Source organism: Microcoleus sp. w2-18bC1 (genome assembly GCF_036700365.1).
Lineage (GTDB): Bacteria > Cyanobacteriota > Cyanobacteriia > Cyanobacteriales > Microcoleaceae > Microcoleus.
The window spans coordinates 1-18,096 of sequence record NZ_JAUBOS010000047.1; the positions used below are offsets into that span (position 1 = coordinate 1).

General features: G+C 44.3%; 14 protein-coding genes. 7 read left to right on the forward strand and 7 right to left on the reverse strand.

Annotated features, from left to right (window positions below):
* Nucleotides 1-387: transposase (locus QT979_RS20645; protein WP_333311540.1), on the reverse strand; the 387-nt coding region annotated here is incomplete at its 3' end.
* A gap of 385 nt (nt 388-772) precedes the next feature.
* Here QT979_RS20645 and QT979_RS20650 point away from each other — a divergent pair.
* Nucleotides 773-1,000 (forward strand): hypothetical protein, encoded by a 228-nt coding sequence (locus tag QT979_RS20650; protein WP_333215592.1) that lies wholly within the window; start codon nt 773-775, stop codon nt 998-1,000.
* 242 nt (nt 1,001-1,242) lie between these two features.
* Nucleotides 1,243-3,654, forward strand: a complete 2,412-nt coding sequence (locus QT979_RS20655; RefSeq protein WP_333311563.1) for an ATP-binding protein — start codon at nt 1,243-1,245, stop codon at nt 3,652-3,654.
* 278 nt (nt 3,655-3,932) lie between these two features.
* On the opposite strand, the gene QT979_RS20660 is transcribed toward QT979_RS20655, so the two are convergent.
* The 3 genes from QT979_RS20660 to QT979_RS20670 all read right to left on the reverse strand — a co-directional run bounded on the left by QT979_RS20660 (nt 3,933) and on the right by QT979_RS20670 (nt 8,240).
* Nucleotides 3,933-5,279, reverse strand: coding sequence for a serine/threonine-protein kinase (locus tag QT979_RS20660; RefSeq protein WP_333311541.1), 1,347 nt, complete (start codon nt 5,277-5,279; stop codon nt 3,933-3,935).
* 90 nt (nt 5,280-5,369) lie between these two features.
* Nucleotides 5,370-6,365, reverse strand: coding sequence for a pentapeptide repeat-containing protein (locus tag QT979_RS20665; protein WP_333214117.1), 996 nt, complete (start codon nt 6,363-6,365; stop codon nt 5,370-5,372).
* Nucleotides 6,366-6,548: 183 nt separating this feature from the next.
* Nucleotides 6,549-8,240 (reverse strand): hypothetical protein, encoded by a 1,692-nt coding sequence (locus QT979_RS20670; protein ID WP_333311542.1) that lies wholly within the window; start codon nt 8,238-8,240, stop codon nt 6,549-6,551.
* Nucleotides 8,241-8,310: 70 nt separating this feature from the next.
* Between QT979_RS20670 and QT979_RS20675 the strand changes: the two genes are divergently transcribed.
* On the forward strand, nt 8,311-9,810 hold the full coding sequence (locus QT979_RS20675; RefSeq protein WP_333214121.1) for an NAD(P)/FAD-dependent oxidoreductase: 1,500 nt from the start codon (nt 8,311-8,313) through the stop codon (nt 9,808-9,810).
* Nucleotides 9,762-10,118, forward strand: a complete 357-nt coding sequence (locus QT979_RS20680; protein WP_333311543.1) for a hypothetical protein — start codon at nt 9,762-9,764, stop codon at nt 10,116-10,118. Before QT979_RS20675 ends, QT979_RS20680 begins: the two co-directional genes overlap by 49 nt.
* 139 nt (nt 10,119-10,257) lie before the next feature.
* On the opposite strand, the gene QT979_RS20685 is transcribed toward QT979_RS20680, so the two are convergent.
* A complete protein-coding gene (locus QT979_RS20685) occupies nt 10,258-11,268 on the reverse strand; it encodes a leucine-rich repeat domain-containing protein (protein WP_333311544.1) in 1,011 nt (336 codons plus the stop codon).
* Nucleotides 11,269-11,446: 178 nt separating this feature from the next.
* Here QT979_RS20685 and QT979_RS20690 point away from each other — a divergent pair, with 178 nt between their 5' ends.
* Nucleotides 11,447-11,905: an ABA4-like family protein gene (locus QT979_RS20690; protein ID WP_333311545.1), complete on the forward strand. Its 459-nt coding sequence runs from the start codon at nt 11,447-11,449 to the stop codon at nt 11,903-11,905.
* Between the two features lie 173 nt (nt 11,906-12,078).
* Here QT979_RS20690 and QT979_RS20695 read toward each other — a convergent pair whose 3' ends face one another.
* Nucleotides 12,079-15,018 carry a GAF domain-containing protein gene (locus tag QT979_RS20695; protein WP_333311546.1) on the reverse strand — a complete coding sequence of 980 codons (2,940 nt, stop codon included), beginning with the start codon at nt 15,016-15,018 and terminating at the stop codon, nt 12,079-12,081.
* 212 nt (nt 15,019-15,230) lie between these two features.
* Between QT979_RS20695 and QT979_RS20700 the strand changes: the two genes are divergently transcribed.
* On the forward strand, nt 15,231-16,394 hold the full coding sequence (locus tag QT979_RS20700; protein ID WP_333214131.1) for a quinone-dependent dihydroorotate dehydrogenase: 1,164 nt from the start codon (nt 15,231-15,233) through the stop codon (nt 16,392-16,394).
* Between the two features lie 379 nt (nt 16,395-16,773).
* Here QT979_RS20700 and QT979_RS20705 read toward each other — a convergent pair whose 3' ends face one another.
* Nucleotides 16,774-16,998, reverse strand: coding sequence for a hypothetical protein (locus QT979_RS20705; RefSeq protein ID WP_333214133.1), 225 nt, complete (start codon nt 16,996-16,998; stop codon nt 16,774-16,776).
* A gap of 279 nt (nt 16,999-17,277) precedes the next feature.
* Here QT979_RS20705 and QT979_RS20710 point away from each other — a divergent pair, with 279 nt between their 5' ends.
* Entirely contained in the window at nt 17,278-17,916 is a 639-nt protein-coding gene (locus tag QT979_RS20710; RefSeq protein ID WP_333214134.1) for a transaldolase family protein, read from the forward strand.
* Nucleotides 17,917-18,096: the final 180 nt, after the last annotated feature.

Here is an 18,096-nt window from a genome sequence, read left to right on the forward strand (position 1 = left end):
CATGCGTTCGTTCACTTTATTAATTAGGTTGGGACTAATTCTTTGGCGAAAGTGTACTAATAAAGATGGGTCAAATGCGAGTTCATTGCTGTAGCTTGATTGACCGATGAAGTATTGTAGATAGGGGTTTTCCCGGATCTGTTCTACTGTTTCGCGATCGCTAATTCCTAATTTTTCTTTAATAATTAATGCCCCCAATGCCATCCTAAACGATTTGGCTGGTGCACCATGCGCTGTGGGGAAATTGGCCGCATATTCTGATTCAAATTCAGACCACGGGATTATTTTGGCCATTTTTACCCAACGGTTGTCCGCTGACAATTTAGACCCGTTGGCTAGTTCAAAGTCTAAGGCTGGGAGGGGAGCAAGCTCAGCTTTTCTGTACACGATCGCAGGTGGTGATGCAGGGCTTTTGACCTATTCTACCTGTTTATCTTGCACTTTACTATTGAGCGCGCGATCAAATAACCCAGGCCACGTAACACGCGGGCGATATATTCAGCAAGCCCTAATTAATTAGCAATTGTATGTTTGAAGACATGATAAGGCAGTGTTTATACGGTATTTCGCGTTCATTGAATCGCATTTGAGATTAACAGTAGAAACTTATACGTAAGTAAAAAGCTTTAATCGCGATCGCCCAAGTATAAAATATTGTTCTTTAATAGATAATTTGATTTTTTGATCGACAGCTCGAAAATTATGCTGTTTATGCCCTAAGATAGATAGACTAAGTTTTGTCAAGTTAATGTCTGGGTTGAGGTCAGCCAATATGGACACAATAATAAATGCAGTATATTTGACTAGCGTAATACCGGGGTATCGCTCGATCGCGAAATCGCGCAATCTTACACAGATTCTCGATCGGCTATCGATCGGTGCAGGCGTGAGAAAGACCAACAATTGGCAGCTAAAATTCTCAAACCTACGTCATTGTGGCGGAGGATTTGCGGGAGGTGGTGCTGCCACAATCCCAAAAAGTTGCATTAGCGACCGTTAATTGCATCGGTAGAAATAGTCCTCACCCGAACAGACATTCTCGACGAACTCGAACGCAGACCGATTATTTACAAATACATTAAACATTCCAATCTTTCAATTGATTTTACCTGTTACCTGCTAGATTGAGGTGTATAAATTTTAGCAAACAGAGGCCAGGGATTCGGGATATATTCGAGCCGTAATCCGCAGCCAATCGACAGGCAAAATGGAGGCAAACCTTATCTTGGGAATTGTGTTTTGATGCTAGTAACGATGATGCACGACTTTTATGATGCACTGGCACATTTGGCAATCTATGCAGATGCCGCACCGGCGGAGCGCCAACAAATCCTGAAGCGCGTTGGGGCTAGTCAGAAAAAACTCAAAGAATTCGCGCATCATACGCCGATAAATTACCAACACAAGTTCGATCTGCTTGAGGCAGAATTGCTGGGCGTTTTGGGACAGACAGCAGAAGCAATGGAACTGTATGATCGAGCTATTACCGGAGCTAAAGCTAACGAATATGTCAATGAAGAAGCTCTTGCCTGCGAACTCGCTGCTAAATTTTACCTGTCATTAGGAAGGGAAAAAATTGCCAGACTCTACATGATAGATGCCTATGATTGCTATGTCCGCTGGGGAGATAGAGCAAAAATAGACGACTTAGAAAAACGTTATCCTCAATTATTAAAACCGATTTTAGAACCAGCCAAACTCCCTGCAAATCCATTAGCAAATTTTCCAACACCTGCGGGGCAAAATCCATCGCTTCATCCATCCATTCATCCATCCATTCATCCGTCTGTTTCGGCGAGTGTCTCAGATTTCGGGAATTTTTCAACACTGCTAAAAGCTTGTCAAGCGCTCTCTAGTGAAAGAGAACTCGATCGACTGATTGCCAAACTGATGCAACTGGCGATGAAAAATACAGGAGCTGACAAAGGAGCGCTGATTTTGCCAAACGGCAATCAATGGGAAATCGCGGCTACCAGCACGCTCGACAATTCGGGAGTCGAGTGGGCGATCGACTTATCATCCGCAAAACTCGATGAAAACAGCGATATCTTGCCCCTTAAAATTGTTGACTGCGTTAAAAATTTATTGAAACCTGTGATTGTTCGGGATCTCGCTCAACAAAGTGATTGGGATTCCGACTCCTACATCCTCAAATACCAACCGCAGAGCCTGCTGTGTTGGCCGATTCTCGATCAAGGCAGCTTAGTCGGCATTTTGTATCTGGAAAATCGCTTAACCGCAAGAGTTTTTACCCGCGATCGCCTGCAACTTCTCAATCTTCTTTCTTCCCAGGCAGCCATCTGTTTGCAAAATGCTCTTCTCTATAAAAAATATCAGGATTATAACCAACAATTAGAGCGATCGCTAGTAACAATTAGCCGAACCGAAGCTCAGCTTGCCGATCAGAAAAAAATGCTCCAAGCGATTCTTGATGTCGCTCCGATTTGGATTTGGATGGTTAATCCCAGTGGTAAAGTACAGTTTTTGAACAAGACATTTTCTCAAGATGTGGGCGTTCCCCTGAGCGATTTCCTAGCTGTCGATCATTATAAAGATATACTAGGGGAGAATGCAGCGGGCTGTCTGGTTTCAGATGCCGCCTGCCTTGCTCAAGATTTGCCGCATTACTCCAGCGAAATTCTCAGACTTGTGGACGGCAAACTACACGATTTAGAAATCACGAAAGTGCAGTTAAAAAATTCCCAGGGCGAGACGATCGGGATTATTGGTTTGGGTGTTGATGCCACCGATCGCAAGCAAGCAGCAGAACTTTTGCAAGAGCAAAACCAACAGCTAGAACGAACTTTAAAAAATTTACAACAAGCACAACTGCAAATCGTGCAAAGTGAGAAAATGTCTGCCTTGGGTAATTTGGTCGCCGGAGTCGCCCACGAAATCAACAATCCGATTGGGTTTATTTCTGGCAATTTAATCGAAGGTAAAAGAAGTTTGGAAGATGTTATAGAACACTTAGAATTGTATCGCTCCGGTGCATCGCAATCGGAAATAGCCGACCACGCCGAAGAGATAGACCTCGATTATCTTTTGGAAGATTTACCGAAAATGATTGACTCAATGCAACTTGGGTGCGAGCGCATTTGCAGTATCAGCAACAGTTTGCGTACCTTCTCCAGAGGTGACAAAGACTACAAAGTTCCTTTTAATATTCACGAAGGCATTGATAGCGCTATTTTAATTTTGAAACACCGTCTCAAAGCAAACGAACACCGGCCGCAGATCGAAGTGATAACTAAATACGGCAATCTCCCTAAAATCGAATGTTTTCCCGGTCAATTGAATCAAGTTTTCATGAACCTGCTTGCCAATGCGATCGATGCCTTAGAAGAGTCAAATATAGGACGCACTTTTAGCGAAATTACCGCCAATCCCAACCGCATCACGATTTGCACGGATATAGTCGGCGAAGGGTACATTAAAATTAAAATTGCTGATAACGGCACTGGGATCAAAGAGGAAATTAAACAGCAGATATTCGACCATTTGTTCACGACGAAAGGTGTCGGCAAAGGAACTGGATTGGGGTTGACAATTGTCCACCAGATTGCGGTAGAGAAACATGGCGGAAGCATCGAGGTGAATGGCGAGCCTGAAGTTGGCACTGAGTTTGCGATCGTTTTGCCTGTGAAGGGATAAATTTGAATTAAAATTCAATGTTTTTTGGGCGATCGGGTAATAAGATATACTGACTTTCATTCGGGTCTTTTTTTGAAAGCCTTGACATAACTCTTTTAAAATAGCATCATTTTTTAAATCAAGCAGTCTGTGGTTTACAAGCTGTTGCTACTGTACTTAATGAACCTGAAATCTGCTGTATTTTAGACGCCCTATAAGTGAGTGCGTCACCCATTTTTAGTTGGGGGATATCTATTATACAAAAAAAATTAATCACCAAGGCTTCGCCCTACAAAAATTTATCTTAAATTTAACCAATCTTGAATTTCTTGCGCTAACCAAGCTGCCTCAACCTCTTTCAAATGGTTCCCTAAGACATAAAAGTAAGTTCCTGTATAGTTGCCTGAACGGATTCTGATTTGATTACCCCCAAAAAAAGAAGTATTGTATATAAAAGCACCCAAAATCTCAGAAAATTCCCCTCTTTGTCCTAAATAACTCCAACCAAATATCTGATGTTCTAGTTTAAAGGAGTTCCGGTTAAATGTAATTTTATTACCATTGCCCACAATCTTAAGTAAGATACTTGTACTTGCTATAATCGTAAACAATCCTAATCCAGTATAAAAATTTGGTTCCCCAAATACTAAGGTAATTGGCCTCCATAACAGTATAATTAATATTCCTATTAAAAAAGCACAGAAAAAAGGCTTTCTGACTAAAGTAGACGGAATTTTAATGTTTAACTCCGTCGCTGATTTGCTAAATTGAATGCGACTGTGAGGTGGTTTAGCAATTTTCCAAACAGTCGGAATTTGAAGATTAGCCCCTTGTATGTTGCCCGATTTCAAAGCTGCTAAAGCGTCTCTAGCCTTGCTGAAACGCTTTTCTAAGGCGATTTCCGTCATCTTCTCAATCCAGCTTACCAAACTGGGATTCACACTCACGCGATCGCTAAACTGAATCCGAGAATCTTTCTGTGGTAAATCCGCAGGAGTCATCCCCGTTAACAAATGAATTAAAGTAGCTCCCAAAGCATACAAATCCGAAGCCACCACCGCCCGCCCCCAAAACTGTTCTAAGGGTGCATAGCCACTCGTTCCTACCACTGTAAACGTTACGCCTGTCACCGCCGCTTGAGCTTGTACCGCACCAAAATCTACTAGATAAACGTGCTGATCTTCCCCCAAAATTAAATTACTAGGCTTAATATCTCGGTGCAAAACTGGGGGGCTTAATTCATGCAAATAAATTAAAATTTCCAGCACTTCACTGGCAATTTTTCGTACTTGTTTTTCTGGAAATTTCTTGCCTTTTTCTAACAATTCCTGAAGTGAAAATCCCGGAATATAATCTTGCACTAACCCAAACCAAGGCAATCCTGATCCGGCTTCCCGCTCCAGGGAAAAATAATCTCGATAGCAAGGAATGCGGGGATGATTTAGGGCCTGCAAAACTTGTGCTTCTCTTTCAAAAAGCTTGAGCTCTTCCCACTGCATTTCCGGGCTAAAAGCTAACATTTTCAGTGTCACCTGTTCTTGAGACTCTAAATCTACTGTTAGCCAAGTTTGATGACCGGCCGCTGTGCGTCCTAAACGCTGTTGCAGTTGATAACGTTCTTGTAAAATTGTTCCTGGATTTAACACAGCCTTGTCCTATTTTTTTACTTACAGGAAATCTTCTTCACTATTAAATTAACTATTTGGCCGAGAGCGTTAAATTGCTAGTAGAAGTAATTACCCGTGCATTTCTCCATTCGGCATAATTGTACCGCGCCACTGAGCACCTGATAAATTAGCAGTGCTCAAATCTGCCCTAATCAAAGTTGTGCGGTGCAAAATTGCCTCCCGCAAATCTGTTCTAGCCAGATAAGCATCAGTCAGATTAGCTTCACTCAAATTTGCCTGATTAAAATTAGCTCGACTCAAATCAGCCCGCACCAAATTAGCTCGACTCAAGTCAGCCATAATTAAATTAGCATTGCTCAACTTAACATCAGTCATAAATGCACCCCGCAAGTTAGCGCCAGCCAATTCAGCATCAATTAACACAGCTCTTTCCAACTTAGCATTTGCCATTACAGCCCAGGAAAAATTTGTTTCTACCAAAGTTGCTTCAGTCAAAAATACGCCATCTAAAATCGCTTCGCTCAAATTTGCCTGAGTCAGATTTGCTTCCCCCAGAGATGCTTCTGTCAAATTCGCGTGACTGAGATTAGCTTTAGTCAAATCTGCACCTTGCAAATTGACGCCCCGCAAATCTGCACCTTGCAAATTTGTACCCCGCAAATTTGCACCCTCAAAAATCCGCGGCTCCTTCCGCAAATTTGCACCCCGCAAGCACGCACCGCGCAAATCTGCACCTTGCAAATTGACACCTCGCATATCTGCATCGCTCAAATTTGCATCGATAAAAACTGCCAAAGAGATATTGGCTCTGCGAAAGTCGGCACCTTGCAAAGTCGCTCCGTGGAAGTCTGCATCGGATAAATTGGCTCCGCTCAAGTTTGCTTGATTTAAGTTAGCACCGCACAACTTTGCATTAGTTAAATTTGCGCGCTGAAGGTTAATTCTGCTCAGGTACGACATCGCTAAGTTTGCACCCCAGAGGTCAGCACTGCTTAAATTAACGCCAATTAAATCGGCACCGCTCAGGTATACTCCTCTGAGATTCATACCTTGAAAATCTAGTTCTCCTGATGTATATCGCCTTAAAATTTCGCTGGCATTCATATTTGTTTTTGTTGTGAATTAGGTAGAATCTGCTATTTCTAGACTGCTTAAGTTTCTGTTCGCGCAGGTGGACTTAATTTTTGTAGCGCCAGACTTAAGTCTGAGAAAATTGATGAAATTTCTTGAATTTCAGTTGACGCAGGCCGAGTTAGTTTGTGTATCCTCAGACTTGAGTCGGGGCATTTAATGAGTTTGATGGACAAATTCTTGAGTCCAAAAAACTGTTTTGCTGCCTAACTGTCGCCCGTGAATTTTCACATGAGTAAGATATTGTGATTTTAAAGTACAGAGTTTTTTGTGAATGTATGTAGCTGTAGCCTGTTGGTTTGGTACTTCAGCAGACTCCAGAATTACATGGAGCCAACCATCTTTAAATCCCGCTGTAGCAGCAATTCCTTTAGGCTGTAGTAATTGATTAATCAATTGGGCGATCGCCTTTGGTTTGCCTTGCTTTGCCATTTCCAGAAGCTGATACTGATTTGCTTTATGGCTAGAGTTTTCCGGCGGTATTTCGGAAATATTGTCTGCCATGTTTTCTGGTATTTCAGAAGGATATTTTCCGCTTTCTTTTGACTCCAGTTCAATCAAAATTTCCAGCAATTTATCTGTAAACTTCTGAACTTTGGCTACATACTCTCTGAGATTTTTATATTTCCAGTACAAACGCTCCTCTACACTTGCCGTAGAAAATTTTCTGTTCAAAGCAGCTTCTAACTGGGTAAATATATTTTCTATTTGCGCCGTTGCGGAGTTAGCACTTTGACTGACTAATCCTGTCATTTCTTCTTCCAATTCCAATTTTCGTTTAATGGAATCGCTAATATTTATAATAACAGGAGCCGCAGGTTCTAAAATTTCGATAATAGTCGGCATTTCTGCAACTGGGAATGTTTCTACGATTTCCTGTCTGAACTCGGTAGCATAATTATTGCTGGTTTCGGGTTCTTTAAACGGTAGATTTTCTGCCGTGTCAGGCACTAAGTAACTCTTTTGAGGGTCATAATGATAATGAGGTGGAGCAGCTTGAAGGATGTGAGTAATCTCGCCTGGATCAAAATAATCGCTGCGTTTGTCCACCAGCTCGATCTCTTCATAAACACTGTTGTTTAAATGTGTCTGATCGTAATCTTCACTACCCGAAGATTCAGCTTCATAGGATTCTTCCTGTTGCATTTTTGCGTAACAAGGATTCATCGCTTTGATGATTACGCTCGCAGCTTGGTCGTTTTCATCCCTGTTGTCGAGATTGCTAGCAGTTCTGTACAACTGAGATTCCAGTTCAGCTAGGCTACCACAGACATTAAACAGTTGTCGCAGCAGAGTGTCAAGTTCTTGAGTTTTCAGCAGTAGCCAGTCGCGATCGCTAAAAGTAAACTGGTGATAAAGAGTAGAAAAAATTAGGATTTTCGCCCTCAGCGGATTTGTTTGTTGCAAAATTTTTTGTCTGACATCAAATAAACTGCCGGGGTTTCTGCCCCTTTCTTCGCTGCTGGGTACTTCCGAACTAAAGTGCTCTTCAAATGCGGGAGCTTCCTGACCGCCAAAACTAGATATGTTTATTTCTAATTTAGTGAAGTCTTCAAATTCATACAGCCTGCTAAGTTGACAGACTATAAGATCTGTTACTAAAGCATATTCGGTTTTTTTATTAACCTTAGAGACTATACTATTTAAAACAGCTTCAATATCTTCTAACCTGCTGTATTTGGCGCACAGTTCTTCGATTAATATCCTTACATCTGCGCTGGTGAGTTGGGCAGGGTCGTTTTCCCAGAAGTCTCTACAAGCAAAAAATATTATTTTTTTAATGCGCGAAAGATTCACGTCTTGTTCTAATTCGCGAACAACTTCATCTAAAATAGATAAAGCTTTCATAGTTTTCCTCCCATAAAAATACCCTGTCAACACTCAGCAAGAAATAATACAATTATACCACATTTGATAAATGCAAGACTTTGATGCGATCGTAATTGGCAGCGGTATTGGGGGCTTAGTCGCTGGCTCAATGCTAGCTCGCTACGGCAAGCGGGTACTCGTCTGCGAGAGCCACATCATAGCGGGCGGGGCGGCTCACAGCTTTTCCCGCCGGGGATTTCACTTTGATTCGGGGCCTTCTTTTTATTGCGGTTTGACTGACCCCCGGTCGTTTAATCCTTTGCGGCAAGTTTTTGATGTTTTGGAGGAATCGATCGCAGCAATTTCCTACGATCCGCTGGGGCATTACCATTTTCCAGAGGGAAGTTTACCGATTTATGCTAATGCGAGAAGTTACTTAGATGCTGTAGCTAAGTTCGCACCGCAAGGTGCTGTAGAATTACAGCAATTTCAACAAAATTTATTACTTTTGTATGAAGCTTTGCGTGGAATTCCGGCTTTAGCGCTGAGATCCGACTGGCAGTTAATACCTGTTTTGCTGTCTCGGTACTCGCCTGCTTTGCTGAAGCTGTTGCCGCTAGTAGGTGCGATCGCTGGTTCAGCAGGTTCCTTGATGGATCGGGACGTGCGTGACCCTTGGGTGCGGCGTTTGATAGATTTGGAGTGCTTTTTGCTGTCGGGTTTGAAAGCGCACGGAACTGTCGCCCCGGAAATAGCTTTTATGATTGGCGAACGATCGCGCTGTGCGATCGAATATCCTGTTGGAGGCAGCGGTGCGATCGTCGATGCTTTAGTCAGAGGTTTGCAGCGCTGGGGAGGAAAATTGCGCTTGGGAGCTCCCGTCGAGCAAATATTAGTTGAAGCGGGCAAAACCACCGGTGTTCGCTTGAAAAATGGCGAAGTTATCCGCGCCCCAATTGTTATTTCAAATGCCACAATCTGGGATACTTATACAAAATTACTGCGGCCTGAAGATTTGCCGGAAAGCTACCGAAAAAACGCTTTATCGATGCCCGCCGTAGACAGTTTCATGCACCTGCATTTAGGAATTAAAGCCGAAGGACTCGAAGGTTTGACCGGTCACCACGTCGTCGTTCACGACAGCAAAATTGACATTACAGTGCCCGGAAATACTTGCATGATTTCGATTCCTACAGTGTGGGATGCAACTCTCGCGCCGCCCGGACATCACGCCATTCACGCTTATACATTGGAACCTTACGAAGGTTGGGAATATGGCGAATTGTATCAGCAGAAAAAGCAAGAGCGATCGCAATCTCTGTTTCAAGCTTTAGAAAAAATTATACCGGATTTGCGATCGCGGATAGTCTTAGAGTCGATCGGCACACCGCTAACCCACGCCCGATTTTTGCGCCGATATCAAGGAACTTACGGGCCTGCAATTGCCGCCGGAAAAGGCACATTTCCCGGCCCGCAAACACCAGTCAAAGGCTTGTATCGCGTGGGAGACAGCACCATGCCCGGAATTGGCGTGCCCGCCGTCGCAGCATCGGGTATTTTGTGCGCGAATACTTTGGTAAATTCCAATGTTACAGCACAATTTTTGTAAGCAAAGGAAGTTCGGCAACGGATTATGTAACGGATGTAACGGATGTAACGGATGTCAGGAAGAAGGAAGAAGGAAGAAGGAAGAAGGGAGAAGGAAAAAGGAAGAAGGAAGAAGGGAAATTAAGTGGTTCCCTGCCTCTGGCGGCGAACCGAGATCCAGAGGCTCTGCCTCGCTGGCAAAAAAACAGGAGGCAAAGCAATAGTGAAATGCGTTCCCAGCCAGAGCCAGGGCACGAGGAAAAGACTACTTTTTACAAAATCTGCCTGCTGCCAAAACTGATTATCCACCAGCGGCAAAAGCGCCCATAATTGCGATCGATAAAGCCAAACCTGGCAACAGTAGCAATCCTAACATTAAAGCATCGTGTCCGCTCATCACTTTCTCCTGATATTGACCTTTGACATTATACTCTATAAACCGCAATCTTGCCTCGACCTTAATAATTAATTAAAACCTACATATAGATTCAGGATTGACAGGACAAATTTTATTAACAATGGGATTCCCGCGCAAGTCCAGCGTAGTTAACTTTTGCAAAGATTGCAGGGAACTGATATCAGAGATTTGATTGTTGTACAAGTCTAGTAAAAATAAATTATTTAAAGCTTGTAGCGCGCTGCTATCCGAAATCGGATTGTTGAACAAATAAAGTTCAGTCAAATTAGTTAACGATTTCAACGGACTGATATCTGATATTTGATTGTTACCCAGGTTTAGTTCAATTAAATTAGTGAGCGATTTCAAAGGACTAATATCGGATATTTGATTTTGGAATAAAACCAATTTATTTAAGTTTGTTAGAGATTCCAGCGGAGTAAGGTCAGATATTTCATTTCCGAAGAGAAACAGCGTTTTGAGATTTTTCAAGGAAGCCAGCGGGGTGATATCCGATATTTTATTATTGTAAAGGTAGAGTGTCTGGAGTTCAGTTAAATTTGCCAGAGGAGCGAGATCGGAGATTTGATTTTTGTAGAGAATCAGCGCATTTAAGTTAGTTAAATTTTTCACCGGAGTGATGTCGGAAATTTTGTTGTCAAACAAGACAAGTGCGGTAATATTAGTTAGACCTGCTAGGGGACTGATATCTGAGATTTGATTGGTATCGAGAACGAGTTGAGTCAGATTTATTAGATATGAAAGCGGGCTGATATCTGATATTTGATTGACATCTATAACCAGAGTTTTCAGGTTAGTTAAAGCTTGCAGGGGAGCGATGTCAGATATTTGATTACTACCGAGGATGAGATTAGTAAGTTGAGTGAAAGATGAGAGGGGACTGATATCGGTAAGTTGAAGATTTTTGAGGTTAAGTTCTGTTGTATTAGAAAGCAGTTCGTTAGCTCGATCGCAATCTGAACTATCTGATATTTGCAACAGTATTTCTACCGTATCTTTGGCGCCGGGAGAGATATTTTCTTTGTGCTTGCACCACTCGGCAAAGTTATTATAATTTGTCATGGGCTGTGCTGCCTTAATCGATTTTAGATGCGAGATTTGAAATTTTAGATAAGTATAGCAATTCTATTTCATTTGTGAATGAGATTTTTTTCGGATTTTGAGAAATTTCCGCAAAAATTGTGTAAAGTAATCTTAACATCCTTAATTGCATTGCATTCGCAGGAGCCAAGAGCCAACTATGACACCAGAACTAATTTTTAATTTCGGTAATCTGTTCGTTGTGCCTTTCTGGGCAATTATGATTTTATTACCCAACTGGGGAATTACCAGAAAAGTGATGAATTCCTTTATTCCGTTTGCGATGCTCGCTGTTTTGTACATATATTTGTTTGGTAGCAGTCTGACTGCGGAAAATGCGGCTGCTTTATCCAATCCTAAGTTAGCAGATATTGCTAAGTTTCTGGGGGAAGAAACGGCGGCGGCTACGGGATGGATACATTTTTTAGTGATGGACTTATTTGTCGGGCGCTGGATTTATTTGGAAGGACAGCGGACAGGAGTTTGGACGGTTCACTCTTTGGCTTTGTGTTTTTTTGCGGGACCGATGGGATTGCTTTCTCATATTGTAACTGCTTGGATTACTCAAAGGTTTTTCCCAAGTTCTGATGCGGCGGAAACTGCTACTTCATCGGTTTAGGGAAAAGGTTTTTAATACCTTGGATGTTATAGCAATCCTTGCAGGAGTCGGAAATTTTTGACCCCACCGCAACCCTCCCCTTATCAAGGGGAGGGAGTAAGAAATTCACAAATGATTTACGATGGTTATAGTATGTGAATTACAGGTAGGGGTGAACTCGCGGCTACAGAATTTTAAGAATTGGCTAGGGGCAGCACTAAACGAGCCACAATTAAATTGTTTTCTAAGATTTCTAAAGAAAAGTTTCCCCCCATTAAGCGTACTGCTCGCTGACAAATTAAAAGATTTTGCACGATCGACCTATGGGAATTAGAAACCGCTAATATATCGGGTTCGGAATCCCCGTTGAAAGCTGCAATGAAGTGTCGATCGCACGCGCCGCTATCGATCACAGACAATTCTAACAAATCTTCCCCCAACAACTGAGAGCGAATCTCAATCTTGGCGCCAACAGCAGAGCGCCTGCAAGCCGTCGCCAGCAATTCGCACAGGATCAAATCCAGCTTGATGCTGTCCCCGCGAACGCTCAAAGTCTGACCCGCAGGCATCGACACAGCAGTTTCTCTGTGCACTTCCAGCAAGACTTGAGACTGTTTGACCATGGGGGCCGTTCGATCGAGCGATCGCCTCAGCCAAGCGCTCACAGGCACCGCATCTTGTCCGAATTGCAGCCGCCACTGTTCCTGTTTCAGCAGCAAATGAGTTGACCCCACAGCATTGCCAATGTGTCGCAAAACCTGTTGGTAGCGCAAAGTTTTCAGAGCATCCTTTTGTTCCTTCGCCGACTGCAAAATCGACTGACTCAACTCCCCCAACTCCTTCACCCCCGCTCCCACAGTGCGGTAAAAGTCCTCAAAACGGCGCTGTTTGTACCAGTTGAGCAACTCCAGATCCAATCGCTGCGACTCCTGGATCGATTGCACCGCCAAATACCTGCGCCACCAAGCCAACTGAGACGCCATCGAGCTGAGTAAACTCACCGACAACTCCGACCACTGGCGGCCCGGAGCGTCTGCTGCCACCACAATGCCCGCCGGAGCGTGTTCTGGGGCCGTCCGCAGTGCCACCGTCAGAATCTCGCCAATTCCCGGACTGCGGAGCCACCGCTTCGTCGCCAGTTGCAGTTGGCTCGTGCTCTGTTGCAGCACCCCGCTAGCAGCCAGCGTTTGTTGGATCAAGGCATCTGTTTTGACAGGAATCACCGCCTCGGGATTGAGCGCAAATACGGGGTTGGCAGCTAGCGCCGTCGCAATTGAACCTTCCTCCTCACCGGGATTCCAAGTAATTACGGCTACTAAAGGACAGGAAAGTGTTTGGGAAACGTGTTGAGCAAAGTTACGATCGAGCTTTTGTAGCGGCAACTCTGGGAACATCGTCGGTGAAGCAGCAGATATCTCTTGCTCAGATTGCTCATCAGGAGAATGGTGCAAAACCGCCAAACCCGATTTGAGCGATCGCTCAAATTGCTGATATTTGTCAATTGCCGAACTCTGCTGCCACGAATGCAGGATCAATCCGAGTTGTTGGCTTACTAGCCGAACTAATTCTTGTTCAGATCGCCTCCAAGTGCGAGTGGCACTGTGCCCGACAACCAGCAAACCCTCGATCGATTTTCGATTAGCGATTTTAGATTTTAGATTCGGGTTTTCTCCCTCTTTCTTTTTCCCCCTCGTGCTCGATGCCAAAAGCGATCGCACCCCCGCCTCCCCCAACACATCCCGCCAAGCGCCCAACCGCCCATCTTCCTCCCAATTTTCAATAGCCAGAGGTTCGCTTTCTTGCAACAGCCACACGTCAGCCACATCGAGGGCATTGAGTGGCGACGGCACTGGCCTGCGATTGCGGGGCTGATTTTGGCAGACAATTTCAAAGCGATTTTGTTCTTCGCCGTACAGCAGCAGCAAAAAGTATTCGCATTTGAGCCGATCGCACAACTGTTCGGCGGTATTTTTCAAAGTCGCCTCCCAGTCAGCATCGCTGTAGATGGCGTGAGCTATTCCGGCAGTTAAATCTCGATCGATCTCAGTTTGTTGAATTTTCTCCTCCATCTCCGACACAGGAGCCGTCAGAGCCACTAACTGCGCCACCCCCCGCAGATAATGCTTTTCATTGTCTTGCCAAATCCGGGGTTCGCTGGCTTCGACTGCCAAAAATCCCAACAATTCCCCTTCTGAAACAATCGGCGCAGCCAACAGAGAGCGAGCCCGGATTTGCTGCATCAACCGCCCCGTCAGCTCAGTTTTCAGAGAACTTTGAGATTCACCGATCCAAACCATTTCTTCCCTGCCCAAAGCCTGATAAAATTCGCCCAAGTCTTGAACGGTGATGCCCGAAGCCGCTCGGCCGGGCCCGCCCAAACCCGGAGCAACTTCGCGGTTGCTGACTCGGCGCCAAAAATAGCGCCGCTCTCGCTCGAACCAATAAACATTGGTGCGTGTCGGCTCAGTAAATTCATGAGTTTGTTCGACAACCGCTTGCAAGTATTGGTCGAGCGATCGCAATTCCCCCAACTGCGAAATCAGCGCTAAAAGAGACTCATCTGGGTGTTTAACTTGTTGTCGCTGCCAGTCTTTTTCTATTTGGTAAAGAGCAGTTGCCAGAGCTCCAAATACGATCGCCAACTGCGTTTTTTCCCCCGACTTGGGCGACGCTCCCCATACCTCAGTGCCGAGCAAAATCACGCCGTAGCAGCGGTCTTTGTAGCGGAGCGGAAACAGAGTCGTGCCTTGAATATTGAAAGTTTGAGCTGCTTTGCGCCATTCTCCGGCTCTACTTTCCGATCGCAAATCCGGGACTCCCACAGGCCGAAGCTGAATCACCACTTGTTCGAGCAAATCCCCTGGACTGAGAGCAAACCGCTGTTTGAGAAAAGACTGGTCGCCGTTAGGAGTTATGCCGCCTTTCCCGAACAATCTGTGGGCCTGTCGATCATACAACCCGATCCAAATCAACCCCCAGTCAAATTCCGCTTGCAAGTAACCGAGTGTGGTCGAAAGTAACACTTCAACATTCTCCTCTTCTCGGAGAGTCTGGAGAACGCGCTCTAGGGTCGCGATTTGTTCGTCTAAATCCTTTGGTCTTTGCTGCTGCCCCATTTCCAAGCTTCCCCGCACCTTGTCTAATTTAAAATTACTAACTTAAATATTCAAAAAAATAAAATGCCAAAGAGTCAACTTATAATATAATCGTCTCACTTATGCTTCAATCTCAAACATTGGATAAAGTCGATCGAAGTTGAAGTAACAACCTCACCTTCACTGTCTGCTCGTGAATATTTTTATTTTCCTTCTCATTTCTAATTTGTAAATTGCCCCAGTACAAATCATTGGATATTTATCAATCAAGTGTACGCCCGTTGTTGTTTTCCATATTGAAAACCGATGCCGAGTGGCTGCACAACCGCACTCTTCAAGTTCTCGAACTCGCAGCCAGAACCCAGTCAAACCCCGCAACCAGCCAAATGCTCTGGCGATTGCAGAAATCTTTGGGAGTCCAAGATTCTCGCCTCGAACAATCTTTGTGGGGACTGAGCTTTAACAATCCTGTCGGCTTGGCCGCCGGATTTGATAAAAACGGCGTAGCTGCTGACATTTGGGCAAATTTTGGCTTTGGCTTTGCCGAACTTGGCACTGTCACTTGTCAACCACAGCCGGGAAACCCCCAACCTCGCTTGTTTCGCTTGACGGAGGACAGTGCAGCCCTCAACCGCATGGGATTTAACAATCAAGGAGCCGCGGCAATGGCAGCCCGGTTTCAGGCAGGACAGAAACAGTCAAAATTTGATGCCCAGCGCCCCATGCCTCAGTCCTCATTCCCCTTGGGCATCAATCTCGGTAAATCTAAGGTAACACCGTTAGAGCAAGCAGCAGCCGACTATTTGGAGAGTTTTAAGCTGCTGAAAGATTGGGGCGACTATTTTGTAGTGAACGTTTCCTCTCCGAATACGCCGGGGTTGCGATCGCTCCAAGATGCTGCTGGGCTTAGCACAATTTTGGAAATTTTGCAACAAGAAAATCAGGGAACCAAGCCAATTTTAGTCAAGATTGCGCCGGATTTGGAGTCCGAGGCGATCGTATCAATTCTCGACTTAGCAAAAACCTACCAACTAGCAGGAATTATCGCCACAAATACCACGATTCGCCGCGACGGATTGAAAACACAAATATTGCGAGAAACAGGCAAACCAATCGCCGAAGAAGCCGGGGGAATTAGCGGGCTTCCAGTGCGGGAGCGATCGACAGAAGTAATCCGATTTATTTGGCAATATACAAAAGGCGAATTGCCGATAATTGGAGTTGGCGGCATTTTCACCGCCGAAGATGCTTGGGAAAAAATAGCCGCCGGTGCGAGTTTAATTCAAGTTTACACCGGTTGGGTTTACGAAGGGCCTTGGATGGTGCGTCGGATTCTCCAAGGTTTGCTGCAAAAGTTGGACAAAAAAGGATTTAATTCGATTTCTGAGGCAGTAGGTTCGGAAAATATTAAGTAGCAGATCAGGACACAACAATATTGTGTCTTTGGGGCGGATTTATAGCAACCGCCAAAACGGTTGATATAAATAAAAGTTTGATATGGGGAATTGGGCGAAGCCCAGGGATGAGGCATTGAGTCCCATCCGATTGGGAAATGGGCAAGCCTGTACTATAAAAAGCACAGGCGAGAGATTAGGAATTGGATATTAAAACTTAAAGATTCATGGCACTCTGGCAGAATACCAGTCTTGATTACCAATAACCAATAATATCAATTCCGGTTACACTTTCTATGATGGAGAGTGGTTCGTGGGGAGTGGGGGAATGTGGAATTGTGCAACCTTGACTTGATCATTCCCATCCAACCGGAAACGATATAACCAATATCCCAAAAATTTACTTAGGTTTAGAAAGTCCTGCCAGCGACCAAGTTAGACTCACCATCATTAACCGTGCTAGAGCCTTCAAACCATCTTCACCGTGATTTTCAAATGCTTTAGACTCGGTTTGAGAATTATCATTTTCTGGTAAGTCTTGAGTGGCTGCGGTTTTTTTCAACTCCGCTTTGTCACAAGATTCCTCAAGACTGACTTGTGACTGATGATTTTCTTTTTCTCTCATTTTATGAGTCACCTCCTTGAGTTATTGCATACATAACCCATACTACAAATATAAATTGTTTGTTTCCGGCATTTGGCGATCGAAGTTTTCTTACATGGCGATCGTAATCAGCCAATGAGGTGATACCCATCACTTAATTGTTATTTTTACTTACTAGCGATGTTTTTGCAAATCTGCTACAGTTAATACCTAACAATCAATTTGACGCTCAGTGACATCAAATTGAAACTAAACATCGGACAACTCAGAATAAACTAAGAAAATAAAGGTGTAGAGCTGATGGGAATATATCTCGATACTGCAATTGTAGCCGAAGCAAAAGAGGCGAGCAAGTTCGGCTGGCTTTCGGGAATTACTACTAATCCAACCCTCCTGGGAAAAAGCGATTTAGCTCCCGATGTGACGCTCACACAACTGGCGAAACTTATTCCGGGGGAAGTGTATTATCAGCTAACTGCATCTGATTTTGATGGCATGGTAGCAGAAGGAAAAGCGGCTTTTGAATTAATTGGACAGCAAACAGTGTTGAAAGTTCCAGCAACGGCGGCTGGTTTTCAAGCAGTAGCGCATTTGTCACCAGAAATTCCTTGCGCGGTGACAGCTATTTACAACGCATCACAAGCAGTTGTCTCAGCAGAAGCGGGGGCCAAATATGCGATCGCCTACGTGAATCGCGCCACCAGATTGTTAGGAGACGGTTTTGCCTTAGTGCGGGATATGGCCAATGTGTTGCAGAGAAGTAATACTGAGATTTTGGCAGCTAGCATTAAGTCGCCGGAAGAAGCGGTAAAAACTTTGTTAGCTGGCGCCCATCATTTGACATTGCCTTTTGACATTTTGCAAGCAATGACAGTTCATGAATTATCGCAGCAAACTGTGGATGAATTTGCGAAAAACGGGCGCGGAATTTGTGGATAATACCCAATTTATGTGAAACTGGAAAATTACGAATTGGTAATGGGTAATTGGTCTGGGTTTTGAATAATATTAAATCCGGTACCATCGGAATTATTCATCCCTCTGTTCTATTCCTCTGCGCCGAGAGGGTCAAGAGCGGTTTAATCATTCTAATGCAACCGAAATTGATATGACTACTGA